Below are 20,505 nucleotides of genomic sequence, written 5' to 3'. Positions count from 1 at the left end.
GATGAATAATTTAAAAGATTTCCTAACTGATTTATATAAGCGTGGTATCCACCTATTTGTGGAGCAAGGCAAACTAAAATCACGCGCAGAAGCGGGCGCCATTACTGCTGAGATTGGTGCGCAAATAAAAGCGCATAAAGAGGCAATTATTGCGTTGCTTGAGCAAACTCAAGCCGCTCAAGTAAACAATCAACGCATTGAAAAAGCTCCACAGGATGCGAAAAAACCGTTGTCTTTTTCACAGCAAAGCTTGTGGATGCTGGATCACATCGGCGGTGGCAGCAGTCACTACAACATCCCAGGGGCGCTTAAATTTACAGGCGATCTCAATGTTGATGCACTGCAAAATGCATTTGCAACCATTATTGAAAGACACGAAAGCTTACGTACGTATTTTGTGTATGGCGACGATGAACAACCCGAGCAGGTTGTTCATGATGGACAAGCCTTTGCTGTAGAAATGATTGACTTGTCAGAGATCAGTGCTGATGACATTGAGCAAGAACTGAAGCAACGCATTGAAAAAGAAGCGCAAACGCCGTTTGATTTTTCAAAAGACTTAATGCTTAGAGCGCAACTCTTAAAGCTCAATGAGCAGTCACATGTACTGCTGTTTACCATGCACCATATTGCCTCAGACGGTTGGTCAATGGGGGTCTTGGTACAAGAGCTAAAAACCCTTTATTCGGCTTACTCTCAAGGCCAAAATAATCCGTTGGCACCTTTGGCCATCCAGTATAGCGACTATGCTTACTGGCAAAGAAACTGGTTACAAGGCGAAGTATTAGAGCAACAGTTAGATTACTGGGGTGAGCAACTTAAAGACTTGCCAGAGGTGCATCAACTACCATTAGATCGCAACCGTCCAAAAGAGCAAACATTTGATGGTGATCTGTATGTTTGGCTAGTTGATAAGGGGGTTAAGCAGCAATTAAAAGCGCTCTGTCAGCGCCAAGATGCAACCATGTTTATGGTGATCCACGCGGCATTTTCTGCGCTACTTGCGCAATACAGTTCTGAGACAGACATTGTTGTTGGTAGCCCGATTGCAAACCGTGAACAATCAGAAGTAGAAGCGCTTATCGGTTTCTTTGTTAATACCTTAGTGCTGCGCAGCGACTTATCTGAAAATCCAACGTTTACGCAGTTGATAGAGCAAAGCAAAGCCATGTTGCTCGGTGCATATAAGCATCAGCAAGTGCCGTTTGAGCAACTTGTTGATAAATTAAAACCTGCTCGTAACCTTGCTTACAGCCCACTTTTCCAGATCATGCTAGTGCTGCAAAACAATGAGCAAGGCGCATTAGAATTACCCGATGTGCAATTGGAGGTGTTAAAACAAGAGGAAAAAATCACCTCTAAATATGACATCACCTTGAACGTGACAGAAGTAGATCGTGGTCTTATTTTGGGTTGGGAATTCAACACCAACCTGTTCGATCGCAGCACCATTGAAAGTTTATCTAGCCATTTTGAGCAGTTGCTCAGTAGCTTAGTCACGGCGCCAGAGCAACCTGTACTGGCTGCAAATATGCTAACTGACGCTGAGCGTCAGCTGGAGCTGTCTACTTGGCAAGCCAAGGAAACGTTTGACACCCCTCACTGCATTCATGCGTTGTTTGAGCAACAAGCACAGCTGCATCCAGATGCCACGGCCTTGGTATTTGATGCACCTGAGAGTGCTCGTCAGTCACTCACTTATCAACAGTTAAATGAGCGAGCAAACCAGTTAGCGCACTACTTGTTAGCACAAAAGCAAATCACCCCAGACACTTTGGTTGGGGTGTGCGCTGATCGTTCTCTCGACATGTTGGTTGCTATTTTAGCCACTTTAAAAGCTGGTGGTGCATACGTCCCTCTTGACCCTGCACATCCAGAGTCACGTTTACGTCATATTATTGAAGATTCGGCGATTGAGATGGTACTGACTCAATCTCATCTCGTTAAACTACCGGGCTTTGAGCACATTGATACGGTATGTTTAGACGATGACGTGCTGTTAAACACGGTGGCGCAATATCCTGTACACAACATTCCTGCATCACAACTTGAGTTAACGCCAAGTAATCTTGCTTATGTGATTTATACCTCAGGGTCAACCGGTCTGCCTAAAGGGGTACTTGTTGAGCATCAAAATGTTTGCCGTTTATTTGATGCCACAGAGTTTGGTTTTTCATTTGGCGCTGATGATGTTTGGACTATGTTCCACTCATTTGCATTCGATTTCTCAGTATGGGAAATCTGGGGCGCATTAGTATACGGTGGCACATTAGTTGTGGTGCCAAAAGAAGTGGCTCGCTCGACCAGCGATTTTTATCAGTTGCTGGTTGATGAGCAGGTGACGGTACTAAACCAAACACCAACTGCGTTTGCACAGCTAGTGAGCGTTGCGCTTGAAAATGTGCAGCCGCTGGCGCTGCGCTATGTGGTCTTTGGTGGTGAAGCACTGAATCTACAATCGCTACATGCATGGGTGAATCAATTCGGTGATGACGCACCGCAGCTTATTAATATGTACGGCATTACAGAAACTACCGTGCATGCCAGCTTTAAGCGCATTACTCGCGAAGATATCACCAGCAAAGGTGAAGCCAGTATGATAGGTGTGCCACTACGGGACTTGGATATTTTGCTGCTTAATGCGCAGAAAAATCTAGTGCCAGTGGGCGTGGTCGGTGAAATGTATGTGGGTGGTGCGGGTGTAACGCGCGGTTATTTAAACCGTCCAGAGCTGACCGCTGAGCGTTTTATTGACAACCCGTTTTATGATCAAAATGATGCGCTGAGCAGCCCACGCCTTTATCGCAGTGGTGACTTAGCTCGTCGCATGCCTGATGGCTCTTTAGAGTACCTAGGACGTATCGATAACCAAGTTAAGATCCGTGGTTTTAGGATTGAACTGGGTGAAATTGAGCATGCGCTATTGTGCCATGAACAAGTGAATGATGCCGTTGTACTTGCTAAGCAAACAGACAACGGGGATAAGCGTTTAGTCGCCTATGTGGCAAGTGATGTTGTAAGTCATGGTGATGAGCAACAAGTTAAAACGGCGCGTTTTGAATTTACAGAGTCGCTACGGTTAGCATTAAGCGATAGCTTGCCAGAGTACATGGTTCCTCAGCTGTTTGTTATTCTTGATAAATTGCCGTTGACTGGCAATGGTAAAGTGGATACCAAGGCGCTGCCTGAGCCGGATGTATCGGCTCAGCAAGGACAATACGTTGCTCCACGCAACGATGTTGAAGCTGCCCTGTGTACGATATGGCAAGAAGTGTTGCGCGTTGAACAAGTGGGTATTACCGACAACTTCTTCAAACTCGGTGGCGATTCTATTTTATCGATCCAGGTTGTGTCACGTGCGGTACGTGCGGGATTACACTTTAGTGTTAAAGCGTTGTTTTCAGCACAAACCATTGAAAAACTTGCACCAGTGGTTAAGTCTGGCGGTAAAGTACTGGCGTCACAAGAAGCCGTAACGGGTTCACAAGTATTGCTCCCAATCGATCATGTGTTTTTTGCCGATGAAACTGACTTACATCATTATAACCAGTCGGTATTACTGACAACACCTGTGGATTTTGACTCTCAAGCATTGCCTAATATTGTTGCCAAACTATATGAACGTCACGATGCACTAAGGCTGCAGTTTGCTAAACAAGACGATGCGTGGCAGGGCGAATATGCACCACTGACGGATGAACTGATTGCACAAGCGGTGATCACCAAGTCATGGAGCAACAGCAGTTTTGACAATTTACATGACGTTGCCAGTGCTTATCAAGAAAGCTTAAATCCTGAAAAAGGTCAGTTGCTTAAAGCAGTTTATTTTGCTCCTGAAACAGCGATGGCAGGGCGTTTACTGATTGTTATTCATCACCTTGCAGTCGATGGTGTGTCATGGCGTGTACTACTTGAAGATATTGAAAAGTTGTATGGCCAGTGGCAAAACGGTGAAACACTGAAGCTTGAAAGCAAAACGTCATCTTATCAGCAATGGGGTGAGTTCTTAGCTGAGTACGCACACAGTAGCGAGGTTACTGCGCAAAGAGATTACTGGTTAGAAGGGTTTGCTGTCGATGTAGCACCGCTACACCAAGTATTGCCAAAAGCAGATACCAGTGCGCAAGGAGCAAGTTCAGTTAACTTTGAACTACCAGCACAATTAACCGAGCAATTACTTCGTCACAGTAATAGCGCTTATCGCACGCAAATTAATGAATTGTTGCTATCAGCTATTTTACTGGGTGCTCATCATACCGCTGATGTGAATGCTGTGCGCTTAGATCTTGAAGGTCACGGCCGTGAAGAGCTCAGTGATAAATTCGATTTAAGCCAAACCGTAGGTTGGTTTACCACTATCTTCCCACTCACGCTAAGCATGCAAGCTGGGGCGTCGTTGGAAGATCTGATCTGTGCAGTTAAAGAGCAGTATCGCGCCATTCCACAAAAAGGCATTGGCTATGGTTTATTACGTTATTGCGCACAAGATGAAGCATTTGCTCAGCTACCTGCCAGTGAGATGGTATTTAACTACCTAGGGCAGTTTGACCAAGTTGCTAATGACGACAGCGCGTTTGGCAAAGCGAATGAATTTGCAGGTAATAACATCAGTGCGGCACGCAAGCCAAGCAACCCGCTCACCATTAACTGTATGATAAGTGAAGGTCGTTTACAGGGCTCACTGACATTTACCAAAGCGTTATATAGCACACAAAGCATGCAGACGCTGTGCGACAACATTGTTGGTGCATTGAGCCAGATCATTGAGCATTGTATGAGTGTTGAACACGGACGTTACACTCCTTCTGATTTCCCACTGGCTAATGTGCAAGACCAAGAACTACAGCAATGGATTGGCGCAACCGATGTGGCTGATTTGTATCCTGCCGTAGGTATGCAGCAAGGCTTGTTATTCCACAGCATGCTTCATAGTGGCAGTTTTGTGGTACAAAACGTACTGCGCTTTGAGCACCTTGATTGCGATAAGTTTAAGCAAGCATGGCACCAAGTGGCACAGCGTCACAACGTATTTAGAACCTCATTTGTTGGTATGGACTCAGGCAATGTACACCAAGTAGTGCATGCGCAAGTATCTATTCCTTGGCTAGAAGAAGATTTATCACAACTTGACGGTGATGCACAAAAAGCTAAGCTAGAAGCATATCGCCAAGCAGACCAACAGCGTGGCTTTACACCAGAAGAAGCCCCATTAATGCGCTTTAGAGTGCTGCATATGGGTAATGATGTACAGCAAGTCATTTGGTCTTATCACCATGCCTTAATGGATGGCTGGTGTATTCCACTGGTGATTGGGGAAGTGACAGAATGCTATCGTGCATTATTAAAAGGTGAGCAAGCAAACTTAAGAGCCGTTCGCTCATATCATGATTATGCTGCTTGGTTGGCACAGCAAGACCCGCAACAAGCGATAGACTATTGGACTAAGACGCTGGCATCGATTGCACAGCCAACAGCGTTACCACTATTGAGTAGCGAAGAAGTCGCAGCGAGTACCACCGAAGAGCATGATGATTTCAGTATCATTTTTGATAGCGAGCAAACTGAGAAGCTGGTTGCCTTAGCACAATCATCGCAATCAACGGTGAACTTAATTGTACAAGCTGCCTGGGCGCTGTTATTAGCCAGATACAATGGTACTGACCAAGTTACCTTTGGTGCGGTTACATCGGGTCGTCCACCGGAACTGGATGGTGTTGAGGAAATCATCGGGTTATTTATTAACAGCTTGCCAGTTGTGGTAAACATTGATGAAAGCCTTAGCGTAGAGCAATGGCTGGCTCAGTTACACCAACAGCAAATCGAAAGAGAAAGCTACAACCACGTTCCGCTACATGAAATTCAGCAGTTGAGCGCACATGAGCATGCCTTATTTGACAGCTTAATCGTATTTGAAAACTATCCAGTAGACGACGCCATTGACGAAAAAGCCTCTGATGCAGCTTTGAATTTACAAGAGGTTGAGTCATATACAGGCACTAACTATGGCATCACGCTGGTAGCGGATCTGGCGCGTACTTTATCAATTAAATTCGAAGTTCGACGCGGCCTACTTGCACAATCACAAATTGAACAAATTGCGCAGCACTTACAAGAGCTTATCTTAAATTTTGCGAAGGAATCTGCAAGCCCAATTACACGTATTGGCATGCTTAACGAGACCCAGCTAACGCATCAATTGGTTGATTTGAATAACAACATGGGTGAATACCCAGAAGATGTATGTATGCACCAGTTGTTTGAAGCGCAAGCTGCAAAGGTGCCTGATGCGATTGCCCTAGAGTTTGAGTCACAGCAATTGAGCTTTGCACAGTTAAACCAGCGCGCTAACCGACTTGCCCACTTACTCATTGAAAGTGGCGCTGAGCACGGAGACTGCGTAGGGATTTACCTTGAGCGCTCTATCGAGATGATGATTGCCATTTTGGCTGTTATGAAAGCGGGTGCAACTTATGTACCGATGGAGCCAAATGGTCCTGTTGAACGCGCGCAAATGATCCTTGAAGATGCCAATGTTGACATTGTGTTGCTACACAGTGACTCGATGGAAAGCTTGCCAATCAAGGGTATCGATGTTTTGTTGATGGATGATGCATCAGACGACGAGCAATGGTTAGAAGAGTATTCGGATGACAACCCTGATGTGGATGAAACACAAGTAACGCCGCAAAGCTTGGCTTATATTCTGTTTACATCGGGCTCGACAGGTCGCCCTAAAGGGGTGATGGTGCCTCATCAGGGCTTAGTGAACTATCTTACTCATGCACATCAGCAGTATTTAACACCGACAATGAGTGGCTCGATTGTCAGCTCGCCATTATGTTTTGATGCAACGATCACCACATTACTGACACCATTATGTGTGGGTAAAACCGTGACACTGTTGGCGGATAATGATGAAACACTAAGCTTGTTATCGCAGCAGCTAATGAGTGATTCGCCGAAGTTATTCAAAATTACGCCTGCGCACTTAATGGCATTGGCGTATATGCAAAATGACGATGCGTCATCAAATGCAGCCCATACCATCGTCATTGGTGGTGAGCAGTTAACGGTGCAAACGCTGACTAAGTGGAAATCTCAGTTACTTCCTAATGCTTCATTCGTTAACGAATATGGCCCGACGGAAACTGTGGTTGGTTGTAGTACATATACAGTCAACACGCTTGAAGACTTAGCACGCTGTGAGCACGCAGTGCTTATCGGTAAACCGATTTTAAACACCAATTTATATGTAATTAACGCAGGGCGTATAGCACCTTTTGGGGCGTCTGGTGAGCTATACATCGGTGGCGCGGGTGTGACGCAAGGCTACCTTGCTCGTGAGCAATTAAGCGCAGAAAAGTTTGTTACTCATACTTTTGAAGATGGTCGTACAGAGCGTCTATATCGCACCGGAGACTTAGTATGTTATCGCGACGAGGGTAACTTAGAATTCATAGGTCGTATTGACGAGCAATTTAAGCTACGCGGTTACCGTATCGAGCCGGGCGAAATTGAAAACTTGCTCAACAAGTTTGCAGGTGTAGACGAGTCATTGGTGATGCTTGTTGGTGAGGGCGAAGAGCAACACTTGGCAGCATACTTAGTGTGCACTCACATCAGTGACAAAGAAGCTCTAGAGCACGCATGTGGCGGCCAAATTAGCGAGTATTTAGAAGACAAAGTACCGAGTTATATGGTGCCTTCAACATACTATGTCCTGGAAGAATTCCCAGTTACGCTCAATGGTAAAATTGATCGAAAAGCGCTGCCAGCTCAAGGTGGCATGAGTTTGCAAGTTGAAGTAACGGCACTGCAAACAGACACCGAACATTGGTTAGCGCAGATGTGGCAAGATATTTTGGGTACGCAAGAGATCGGTGCAAGCACTGATTTCTTTAAAGCGGGTGGTCACTCTTTGTTGGCAATGCGCTTTATCAGTGCGTTGGCTAAGCAAAAAAATGTTGAAATTACACTCAATGCATTGTTTGAGCACAGTATCCTTGCGGATTTAGCTGCGCATATCGACGCGCAGGCGCGTCAGGAGTTTGTGGCGATTAAGCCTGTCGACAGAGCGCAACCATTGCCACTGTCTTACCCACAAAGACGTTTGTGGTTTATTGACAAGTTTGGTCAAGGCAGTGCGCAATACAATATGCCTATTGCTATCCGCCTTAAAGGTCGTCTGGATGAAACGCTTTTAGAATCAGTATTTACGCAGATCATTGAACGCCATGAAGTGCTGCGTACGACTTATCATGACCACACCGCAGGTCCGGTACAAGTGATTGCCAAAGAACACGGCTTTAAGATGAAGCGCCATGACTTAAGCGCTATGGCTGTGAACAGCGTTGAGCAAGATCAGGTTTTAAATCAACTGGTTGCACAAGAGGCGGCAAAACCTTTCGACTTGAGCCAAGACTTAATGCTACGCGTAAACCTGGTGGTATTGTCTGAGCAAGAGTATGTGGTGCAATTTGTGATGCACCATATCGCGTCAGATGGTTGGTCGTTAGATATCATCGTGAACGAATTTGTTGAGCTTTATCGCGCAGGTTACCAAGGTGTCGAGGCACAGTTGAGCTTATTACCTGTTCAGTATGCGGATTTTGCACATTGGCAAGTAACAGACTATGCCGAGCAGCAGTTAGCTGATCAGCTTGGCTACTGGACACAGCAACTGGCGGGCGTACCACAGCTACATAACTTACCGCTAGATAAGAGTCGTCCTGCAAAACAGCAATTTGCTGGTGGCGGCTACGATGATGTGATTGATGGCGCGCTTTTAGAGCAGTTACAAAGCGTTGCTAAAGCCAACGGCGTCACCTTATTTATGGTGCTTTATAGTGCCTTTGCGTTATTACTTGGTCGTTACAGCAACGAAAAAGACATTGTGATTGGCAGCCCTGTTGCTGGTCGTACTCACCCTGATGTTGAGTCGTTAATCGGGTTCTTTGTTAATACCCTCGTATTTAGAACGCAATTAAATGAGCAGCACAGCTTTACACAACTACTCAATGACAACAAAGGGATGATCTTAGATGCGTTTGCGCATCAAGATGTGCCGTTTGAAATGTTGGTTGATGAGTTAAATATTCCAAGAAACTTGAGTCATGCGCCGTTATTCCAAGTGATTTTCACTATGCAAAATCGTGGTGATGGCCGTATTGAACTGCCTGAGCTTGAACTGGGCAACCTACCAAGTGCCAGTGCACAAAGTAAGTTTGACTTAGAGCTTGTGATCACAGAGCAAGATGACAAATTGTTTATCAACTGGATTTACGCAAAGAGTCTGTTTGAACAGCAAAGTATTGAAGCATTGGGCCACAGCTTTAAGCACCTATTAACACAGATAGCTGCAGCGCCTGAGCAAACAGCCTATGACTATCAGTTACTTGATGAATCGCAGACACATTGGTTAGCGGCGCAAAACGATACCGCTGAGCAAAACAATGGTTATGACAGTGTTATCAAGTGGTTCGAAAACCAAGTTGATGCGCATCCTCAGCAATGTGCACTTGAATCTGGTGAGCTGTCTTTGACCTTTAGTGAACTGGACGCAAAAGCAAACCAGCTTGCACACGCACTGACAGAGCAGGGTGTTAAGTCGGGTCATATTGTTGGCTTGTGCGCACCACGCGGTGTTGAGCAAGTGGTTGCGGTACTGGCAACCTTAAAATGTGGCGCAGCTTACTTACCACTAGAGCCAAGTTTGCCACAAGCACGTCTAGACTACATGGCAACTGATAGCGGCGCACAGCTGGTATTGGTTGATAGTGCTTTGGCACAAAGTCACACGTTCACGCAATGTGCAACGATGGAGCTGGCACCTTTGCAAGCGTACGATGCTTACCCGCAAAGCCGTTTAGCGCTTGCCGACGATGCTTCGCAGTCATTGTGCTACATCATTTATACCTCGGGCTCTACTGGACTACCCAAAGGCGTGATGGTACATAACAGTGGGGTTGTGAACTACCTACAGCACACCACAGAAAACTATTTTGCTCAGCACCTAAGTGGCGCAATATTGAGTTCACCGCTTAGCTTTGATGCAACGGTTACCACGCTATTTACCGCGTTTTTGTGTGGCAGCAAGTTGGTGGTATTGCCTGAGTCACAAGAAGCATTGGTGAAAGGTTTACACCAATACTTAAGTGCTCAGCAGAGCTACCTATTTAAGCTGACTCCAGCACATTTAGAGTTACTTAACTCAGCTAAAGTGGCCAGCGATGCACAACACGTGATAGTCATTGGCGGCGAGCAATTGAAAACCAGTACATTACTGCCTTGGAAGGCTTCGCTATTACCTAATAGTGTGTATGTGAATGAATATGGACCAACAGAAACCGTGGTTGGCTGCTGTGTTTATTGGGTAAGAACGCTGGCTGATATCAATGTTGATATGCCTGCAATTCCAATTGGTCAAGCTATTCGTAATACACAATTACACATTATTAAAGAAGGTCAAGCGGCAGGGCTAGGTGCGATAGGTGAGTTATATATCGCAGGTCATGGGGTTACCTTAGGGTATCTTAACCGTGACGACCTAACGGCTGAAAAGTTCATTACCTCACACCGTGCCTTAAGCACTGAGCAGAAGTTGTATCGCAGTGGTGACCTAGTGCGTTATCGCCCTGATGGCAACCTAGAGTTTGTTGGCCGTATTGATGATCAGCTAAAAATTCGTGGTTACCGCATAGAGACGGGAGAAATTGAGCAGCAATTGAGTGCCTATGAAGGGGTTAAAGAGGCTGTCGTCGTAGCAGTAGGTGAAGGGAATGAAGCCGCACTGGTTGCCTACTACGTACCACAAGCGCAAGCCATAGAAGCAACAAAATTGACGCAGTGGATGAAGCGTAACCTGCCTGATTACATGGTGCCAGCACAGTTTATCATGGTGAACCAGTTTGTATTGACAGCAAACGGTAAAGTGGACAAAAAGTCGCTGCCAAGCGTAAGCCAAGCGCCAGCTGGCAACGTTAAAAAGGCCACGGCGAGCAGAACCGTAAACAGCATTACGCAGCAGTTAAAACAGATCTGGAGCGAAGTATTAGGCGTTGAGAAAGTGGCCAGCAAAGACAACTTCTTTGAGTTAGGCGGCAACTCAATGTTGAGTGTTCAGGTACAAAAAATGGTGTCTGAACGCACCGACTTCTCAATTGAGTTGGTTGATATTTTTGAATATCCAACTATCGCGGGGCTTGCTGCATACTTATCTGGTGAAGAGGAAGCGTATGAGCAAGAGTCATACTCTCAATCTACTGTTGAGCGTGACGAGTGTACGGATATTGCCATCATTGGTATGTCGGGTCGCTTCCCAGGCGCCAAAGACGTAGAGCAGTTTTGGCAAAATATCAGTCAAGGAGTGGAGTCAATTCAGCACTATGATGAACAGCAGTTGCAAGCGCTTGGTTTCAGTTCTCAAGTATTGAATAACCCTAATTTCGTGAAATCAGGTTATGTACTTGAAGGTATTGAAGAGTTTGATGCTAACTATTTTGGCTACTCACCACGTGAGGCTGAGTTACTTGACCCGCAGCAGCGTTTACTACTTGAGTGTTCAACAGAAGCGCTTGAACTGAGCGGTTATGGCGATGATTCGCAGTATCGTAATGTGGGTGTTTACGTAGGTATTGCTGAAAGTAACTACTTATTAAACAACATTATGCCAAATCCAGAAGTAATGGCAGGTACAGGTAAGTCAACCTTCTTTGGCAATAGCTCAGGATTTGCATCTACTTTAATTTCGTACAAGTTAAACCTAACCGGGCCAAGTATTAACGTATTAACCGCGTGTTCTACTTCATTGGTTGCGGTACACCAAGCGTGTAACAGCATTATGCAAGGTGAGTGTGAAATGGCACTGGCAGGGGGCGCAAGTATTAACTTGTTGCAACCTGGTGGTTATATGTATGAAGAAGGTGGCATTGTATCGGCTGACGGACATTGTCGACCGTTTGATAAAGACGCCAAAGGCACTCGCGCAGGTAGTGGTGCCGGTGTCTTGCTACTTAAACGTCTGGATAAAGCACTGGCAGATAACGATACCATTCATGCGGTTATCAAAGGCAGCGCAATTAACAATGATGCATCCGATAAAGTGGGTTATACCGCACCGAGTGTGCGCGGTCAGTCTGAGGTTATCAAACAAGCACTGAAAAACGCCAATGTGACAGCAGAGTCTATCGAGTATGTTGAAGCACACGGCACTGGTACGCAGATTGGCGACCCAATTGAAGTGAAGGCGTTACAAAAAGCGTATGCAAGCGCTGACAAAGGGCAATGCGCATTGGGTACTTTGAAAGCCAATGTGGGTCATTTAGACAGTGCGGCAGGCGTTGCGAGCATGATCAAAGTGATTCAGGCGATGAAGCACCAGCAGTTACCGCCAAGCATCAATTACACACAAAGTAACAGTCAAATTAACTTTGCGGATACACCATTTTATATCAATACAGAGTTAAAACCTTGGCAAGGTAAAGCGCCAGTAAGACGTGCAGGTGTTAGCTCGTTCGGTATTGGTGGTACAAATGCTCACGTTATTTTGGAAGAAGCGCCAAGAGTTGATACAGCAGCTAAGCGTGACACCGTGCATGTATTGCCATTATCGGCAATGTCAAAAGAGGCGCTGAAGCTTGCTTGCGATAACCTACGAGAGCACTTACTTGCTAACCAAGATGCCAACTTGGCGGATGTTGCTTACACCTTACAAGTGGGCAGAAAGGTGCACGAATATCGCACCAGTATTGCATGTCGTACAGTGGATGAAGCAATCGCATTGCTTGCGCAAAAGCCGCGCATCGTGCGTGAAAAGCAAACGCATCGTTCGACCGTATTTATGTTCCCAGGACAAGGCGCGCAATATCAAGAAATGGCCAAAGCCCTTTATGAGCAGTCGGCAGTATTCAAAGCGCAGTTCGACGAGTGTGCCCAGTTACTTAATGCCCACTTAGATGTAGATATCAAAGATGTTGTTTTCGGTGGCACTGAGCAAGCAGAAGATGCCTTGCTTAACCAAACGCAATATACGCAACCTGCGTTATTTGTGGTGGAATATTGTACGGCTAAATTGCTGCAATCATGGGGTGTGCAAGCGGATGCCATGATTGGTCACAGCATCGGTGAATATGTAGCAGCCTGTTTGGCAAACGTATTTAGCTTGGCTGATGCATTAAAACTTGTCAGTGCACGAGGGCGCATCATGGCCCAAGCACAACCGGGTGATATGGTCTCAGTGGTTATGCCAGAAGCACAATTGCAGCCACTACTGACTCGTGCTGGTGCATGTTTAGCAAGTGTGAATGCACAGGGTAACTGTGTTGCTGCCGGCAGTGCTGAGGCGATTGCACAGCTAACAGCATTGTTAGATGCACAGCAAGTGCAGTGGCGTATGCTAAGAACCTCACATGCATTCCACAGCGCCATGATGGATGACGTGTTAGACACATTTAAAAGCGAAGTTGAACAAGTAACGCTATCGGCACCAACACAGCTGTTTGTATCTAACGTCACAGGTCAATTTATTGAACCACAACAAGCACAAGACCCTCAATACTGGGTCGATCACCTACGTGGCACGGTACGCTTTGCCGCGGGTATCGATACGCTATTGGCTGAAACAATGCGTCTTGATGAGCACAAAGTGTTACTTGAGGTGGGCCCTGGTATTGGTTTAGGCACGCTGGCTCGTAAGCACGAAAATGCCAAAGAGCAGGTTGTGTTAGCGACTATTCGTCACCCGAATGAAGCGGTGTGTGATCTGCAATATCTCGCCGGTTCATTGGGTAAGTTATGGAGCCATGGTATCGCCATTGATTGGTCTGCATACCACCAAGACGCAGTGGTAAAACGTGTGCCATTGCCGACATACCCATTTGAAAAACGTCGTTTTTGGATTGATCGGGTCCGCTCTGGTGCTTCAACTAAAGCGGTGGCTAATAGCAAATTAGAGCCACAGAACTGGTGGTATGTACCAACTTGGCAGCAAACACCAGTAGCAAGACAAGTCAGTCATGCGGTACAAAGCGATGTCAGTCGTTGGTTGCTCATTGCTGATGAACAAGGTCTGGCTGATGTTTTGGCGCAGCAATTAAGCGACTCTGGCCATGCTGTGATGGTAGCACGTCATGGCGCAGCATTTTCGCAAGTTGATGAGTATGAATATCGCTTAGATATGGCATCGCAGTCTCAGTATGGCGCCTTGATTAAAGCAGCAAATGCAGCCGCACCACTGGACAGAGTAGTTCACATGGGGGCGCTCAGTGAAGCAAGTGAGGCTCTTTCATTGTCAGCATTTAACCATGCGCAATCGCGCGGTGCACTCAGTGCCCTATACACAATTCAAGCGATTGTTGATGCAGGACTTGGTGCTCAGGTGCAAGTTGATTTACTGAGCCGTGATGTTTTCTCTGTCACTGGTTGGGAGATGATTAACCCTGATAATGCGGCGGTCGGCGCTTTGGTTAAGGTGGCATCACAAGAATATTCAGAGTTGCTTTGTCACCATATTGATATCAGTGAGACTGGTCCAAGCCATGCCAATAAACGTGCTGCATTGAGCAAGATGCTGTGCCAAGAGTTGCTAGCAGCGAAGCGTATTCCTGCCATTGCCATTAGAGGCAACAAACGTTGGGAGCAAAAATATCAAGCTGAGCTTATGGAACCTGAGCTACCGCCAGCGCATACGCTCAAAGACAACGGCACTTATATTATCACCGGTGGTCTTGGCAACATTGGCTTGTTACTGGCCGAACATATCAGCAGCTCGGTGAACAATGCCCGCATTGTACTACTTGGCCGCTCTGAATTTGCACACCCATCACAGTGGGATGACATTGTTGCACAACAGCAAGATGCCACCTTGGTGAGTCGGATTCGTCAAATTCAAACCATGCAAGCAAATGGCGCTGAGGTAGTCGTGATGGCCGCTGATGTCGCTGAACTGGCGCAAATGCGTCACGTATTTAACACCGCAATTGAGCGCTTTGGGGCTGTTGATGGCGTGGTTCATTGTGCCGGTCAGATCCATGGCTCAATGAAAGCCTTGTCAGATACAACACTGGCAGACTTTGCACAGCAATGTCGCTCGAAGGTAGATGGTTTGTTAGTGCTTGAGCAGCTGCTAAGCGAACATCAAGTCGGCTTCTGCTTAGCAATGTCATCACTTTCAACGGTATTAGGTGGTCTTGGTTTCAGTGCGTATGCATCGGCAAACGCCTACATGGATGCCTTTGTACAGCGCCAACATGCCCAAGGAGACACGCGTTGGTTAAGTGTTAACTGGGATGGTTGGAAGTTTGATGTAAGCAATGACAATGTGTTTGCCATGAATCCGCAAGAAGGGGCACAGGCATTTGCCATGGCTCTGGCAGGTGGATATATGCCGCAACTTATCAACTCAACAGGGTCACTTGAGGCACGACTAAGTCAGTGGATTGATAAAACACAAGAAACCAACAAAAACTTGTACGCGCGCCCCGACTTGGAAACTGACTATGTAAAACCTCGTAATGACGTTGAAGAGCAGTTGGTTGATATATGGCGCGATATTTTGGGCATCGAGGAAATAGGTATTGAAGATCACTTCTTTGATTTAGGTGGCGACTCGCTGGTGGCAACACGGGTGATAAGCGCCATTCGTCAAACATACTCTATTCCTGAGAGGGTGTTCTCAATCAAGGATTTCTTTGATAACCCAGTTATCGAAGCTATCGCAGAAAAAATTAGCAAAGGTATGGTGGATAGCGATGTGCTTGAAGCTAAAGAACATATTTTAGGCGCTGGTAAAGCCGTTGAAGAAGGAGTGTTCTAATGAGTGTATCACTAGAGATTTACGAACAAGCACGCAACAACAACATTGTTTTATACCTCAAAGGTGATCAGCTTGCCTATGTGAGCGAGGAGGGCGGGTTTCCCGCCCAGCTCAAAGAGCAGATCAGAGAACATAAAGACAGCATTATCAGCTTTTTAAAGCAGCTAAGAGAAAAAGAACAGGCTAAAGCCGATCCTATGTTGATCACGCCAGTCGATAACAAAACTTTGTTGCCATTATCTTATGCGCAGCAAGGGCTATGGTTTGTCGATAAATTAGAAGGCGGTAGTAGTCAATACAATATTCCTGCGGCATTTCGCTTACGTGGAGCGCTGAACATCGATGCAATTCATCGCGCGCTTGATGCATTAGTTGAGCGTCATGAGGTACTGCGATCTATCTTTGTGGTTGATAACGGTGAGCCATTTCAACGGGTCATGCCGAGCGAGCGCGTGGCTTTTCCGGTCATTGACTTGGCAGATATGGAGGCTGGCGAACAGCAAGTAGAAGTTGACAAGCTGGTTGCCCAAGAAATGGCTAAAACCTTTGACTTGAGCACTGACTTAATGCTCAGAGCCAAATTACTTCGTTTATCGGCTGATGAGCACATTATGATGTTTACTATGCATCATATTGTGTCTGATGGCTGGTCACAGGCTGTGTTGGTCAGAGAGTTCATCCACTTTTATGATTGCTTCTGCAAAGGGATCGCCAGCACTTTAGCACCGCTTGAAATTCAATATGGTGACTATGCCAGCTGGCAGCGTAAATTTTATGATGAGCAAGCATTGGATCAGCAATTTGCTTACTGGAAGGAGCGCCTTGACGGCGCGCCTAAGCGCCACTCACTGCCGTTAGACTATGCGCGTTTGCCACAGCAAAAATTTGCAGGACGCACTTACACTTGGATGATTGATGACAGGTTACGTACAAAAATAAAAAGCATGGCAAAACAGCGGGGTTCCACCTTGTTTATGGTGCTTTATAGTGTGTATTCAATTGTCATTGGCCGTTGGAGTCAAACCCGAGATGTGGTGATTGGCAGCCCGATTGCAGGGCGCACACATCCGCAGGTGGCACCGTTAATTGGTTATTTTATCAATAGTATTGTGTATCGCAGCCAATGGGATAAAGACACATCGTTTGCGCAATTGTTAGAGCAAAACCGTGTGAATACATTAGTAGCCTACGATAATCAAAATATCCCACTGGAAACTTTGGTTGATAAACTTAAAGTTTCTCGAGAGCTTAGCCATAGCCCTATTTTCCAGCTGATGTTTACATTGCAAAACAATGAAACCTCCGAGCTTGATTTACCTGGTTTGCAAGTGGAAGCGCTGGGCGGCGACAACGATATTATCAAATATGATATGGAAATGGAGGCTGCAGAGCTTGACAGTGGTATTCAGTTTTTATGGAACTACTCAACGTATTTGTTCAATGAACAAACGGTTAAGTCGATGGCTGAGAGCTTTAATGTGATACTGGAACAAATTGCAGATAATCCAGACATTGCCATTGAGAAGTTAAAGCTGCAACGCAGTACAAAATACGTTGAGTTGCCAGAATTAGAGGCGCAGCCCATTCATTTGCAGTTTGAGCAAATGGTACAACAGCAGCCCAGTGCCGTTGCAATTGAAAGTGCGCACGAGTGCCTAACTTATGCGCAGCTAAATGGTCAAGCCAACCAGTTTGCACGCTACCTTCAAGCGCAAGGATTTTGCGCAAAAGATACTTTATATATAGATTTACCTCACACTCAAAGTCGATATGTTGCCATGTTAGCGGCGTTAAAACTTGGTGCTAGTTATAGTTGTGATGTGTTAGCAGCATCATCGGAACAATGGCGAGTAATGGAGGCTGGCTCCCACACATCGAGTCCAAAAGAGATGGTAATGATGTATGAGTTGTTTGAGCATTACGATCAGAGCAACTTATACGATGTATTTGTATCGGTGTTTAACGATGCGCTGCAATATGGCAAGCACCGTTTGTCACATCTGGCTGTTTATCGTCAGATAAAATCTCAATTAGCGACGCAATCGATAGACAAAGATGCGCAAGTGCTGCTGAGTCCAGATAGCTGCTATGTGTCTGCGAGCGATTGGCTTGGGGCGTTACTGGTAGGCGCTAAATTGCATTTGGCTCCAAACAATGAGGGGCTGGCGCTCGCTATTGCTAGCGGTGCAATCACCCATGCCACCATCAGCGCAGCGCAGCTTGCCAGTATCCCATGGCAAACAGACTACCAAGTGCAACAACTGTGTATCACACAAGCCGACACCAACATGCAATTATTGTGGCAGTGGGCGAGTGCTTATGAGGTGCGTAGTATCCTCAATGTTGGGCCATATAGTTACTTGAGTCAGGCCAAGGTAAGTAATGAACAGACGTTTAATTTAGGCTTAATGTCTGACTATCAACCGTTGGTCGTTCTACACGAAGGTAAACAGGTTGCACCTGTCGGTGCAAGAGGCCGTTTGCACATACAAGGTGATACGCCGGATGTGCACATTGATACCGGATTAACGGCAAGAGCACTACCAGATGGCACCTTAGAGCTGTTAGCAAGCCCAGCATTAAATGTGAGTTCGCAGCAGTTGCAAGTGGAGCAATTCATTGCTCGTCAGCAGTTTGTGGAGCAAGTAGCGGTGACTGATGACAACGTATCTATTCGCTATAGTCGAGACTGTGAGGATGTTAATGCTGCGCTTGCGACCTTGGTACATATTATGAAGCATTCTTTACCCGCTTATATGGTGCCAGAGCATTTGCTACCAGTGCCGCAATTGCCGCTACTACCTAGTGGTGCGATAGATAGGCTGATGGTTAGACAGCAAGTCGCATTTTGGAAGTCACATATCAAAGCGTTTGCACAGTTGCCAGTGAACAATCTGTCAACGAAGTCGCTTACTGCAAGAGATAAAATGGCCTTTGCACTTGATGAGCAAGCTCAACAGGCATTAGTTTGCTTGGCGGATAGGCTATCAATTGATTTATCACGAGCACTGTGTGTGGCACTGACCATAGCTCAGAGTATTCATGATGAAAGCAAGATAGTGAGCCATGCGCTAAGTGGGGTGACTGTTGCACACTTAGTGGAACCTGTCAGATCTGTCATTAACCTAAATCAATTAGATGAAGACTTGCCAATGGCTGAGTTGCTAGCACAGTTAAGCGCCCAGTTAGAGTTAACCTTATCGTGTGGCGCGGTAGATAAAGACTGGGTTACAGCGCAGTACAACGACTACCATAACAGCAAACGAGATTCGCTTTATTCGCTAGAGGTGAATTTTACAAAACCATCGAATGTATCACAACCTGAAACACAAAAGCAAGATGTAAATGTCGCAGGTGTTTTGTTGCAAATATCTACGATAGATTTACATCGTGTTAAAGGCGAATGGTACGTCGATACAGACCTTTACAGCAGCTCAACGATTAGTGCACTCACAAGTGGCTTAAATGCAGTTTTACCTTGGCTTACAGGGCAAGAACTACACACGCTTGTTGAAGTGAAACAACAACTAAAAGAGCAGGTGCGTAACAGAATGCGTTCAGCTAAACGCAAGTTTAAGCCGGGAGGTATTCGAAAATAGCGAAAGGAAAATGAAAATATGAAGTTTGATAAGTGGCGCAACAAAAAAGCCGCATCTCCTACACTGGGGGGCGGCGAATTGGTATCAACATTATTTCTTGAAGAGTCACCAACACTACCTTTGGTATATAGAAGTAATGTCCCTGATGTCGATTTATCTATTTGGTACGAAAAAAACGAACAGGCTATCTTAGCTAACTTGGATAAATATGGAGCTGTCCTTTTTAGAGGCTTCAAGGTCAATAGCCAAAGTGATTTTCAAAGTGTTGTCACTAAGATGATCCCGCAAACAGCGGAGTATGTTGAAGGTGCAACGCCCAGGACTCAATTAAATGATGGTATTTATACAGCCACTGAGTTTCCTGCTGACCAAGAAATTGCGCCACATAACGAACTATCATATACCATGAACCCTCCAGATAAGCTGGTGTTTTGTTGTTTAAAAGCACCAGAGTCTGGCGGTCAAACCCACATAGTTGATGTAAACAAAGTATATCAACGTATCGACAGCAAAATTATCGATGAGTTTAACAGCCGCAATGGCTGGTTATTATGCCGCAACTACGGTACCGGCTTTGGTCCAACAGTGAGCAAAGCATTCGGTATGGACAACGTTGAAGACATAAAAGCTTATGGTGAAAAACGTAATTTAAAAGTCACTATCATAAGTGACACTCAAGTGAAAACTGAGCAAGTACGTGATGCTGTGCACTCACACCCCAAAAGCGGCGATAAGCTGTGGTTTAATCATATTTCTTTTTGGCACCCAAGCAGTCTGTGTCCAACTATCAGAGCAACGATGGAAAGCAGTTTAGGTCCATCGGGACTCCCTTACCACACCTACTTTGGTGATGGCTCGCCTATTGACGATACAACCATCGACGAAATCCGCCAGGCATATGCTGATGAGGAATGTAAGTTCGATTGGCGCGAAGGTGACGTCATGTTACTGGATAACTGGAAGGTGGCACATGGCAGAAAGCCTTTTACAGGAAACCGCAGCGTTCTGGTTTCAATGGGTTAATGGCACTGGCCAGTAATTTACCGGCAATCAAAAAAAACTATATAACAATAACTTATACCCTATTGGTGAAAT

Annotated in this window: 3 protein-coding genes; all 3 read left to right on the top strand. The window is 45.8% G+C overall.

Annotation, left to right across the window (positions count from 1 at the left end):
• The first annotated feature begins 1 nt into the window (after position 1).
• Genes HC733_RS05965 through HC733_RS05955 form a run of 3 tightly spaced genes read left to right on the top strand, consistent with a single transcriptional unit; the run spans position 2 to position 20,433 of the window.
• Positions 2-15,811 carry a non-ribosomal peptide synthetase/type I polyketide synthase gene (locus tag HC733_RS05965; RefSeq protein ID WP_190364139.1) on the top strand — a complete coding sequence of 5,270 codons (15,810 nt, stop codon included), beginning with the start codon at positions 2-4 and terminating at the stop codon, positions 15,809-15,811.
• Positions 15,811-19,410 (top strand): condensation domain-containing protein, encoded by a 3,600-nt coding sequence (locus HC733_RS05960; RefSeq protein ID WP_190364138.1) that lies wholly within the window; start codon positions 15,811-15,813, stop codon positions 19,408-19,410. Before HC733_RS05965 ends, HC733_RS05960 begins: the two co-directional genes overlap by 1 nt.
• An 18-nt stretch (positions 19,411-19,428) precedes the next feature.
• The gene (locus HC733_RS05955; RefSeq protein ID WP_190364137.1) at positions 19,429-20,433 is read left to right on the top strand and encodes a TauD/TfdA family dioxygenase; all 1,005 of its coding nucleotides are present in this window, start codon (positions 19,429-19,431) and stop codon (positions 20,431-20,433) included.
• The last annotated feature ends 72 nt before the right edge of the window (positions 20,434-20,505 follow it).

This window comes from Pseudoalteromonas sp. S16_S37 (assembly GCF_014694405.1).
Taxonomy (GTDB): Bacteria; Pseudomonadota; Gammaproteobacteria; order Enterobacterales; family Alteromonadaceae; genus Pseudoalteromonas.
The sequence above is the reverse complement of the archived record's forward strand: the minus strand, read 5'-3'. Positions and strand labels throughout refer to the sequence as shown.

Coding starts and splice junctions, on each gene's coding strand:
- HC733_RS05960 (WP_190364138.1), top strand. CDS start 15,811: ATGAGTGTATCACTAGAGATTTACGAACAAGCACGCAACAACAACATT.
- HC733_RS05965 (WP_190364139.1), top strand. CDS start 2: ATGAATAATTTAAAAGATTTCCTAACTGATTTATATAAGCGTGGTATC.
- HC733_RS05955 (WP_190364137.1), top strand. CDS start 19,429: ATGAAGTTTGATAAGTGGCGCAACAAAAAAGCCGCATCTCCTACACTG.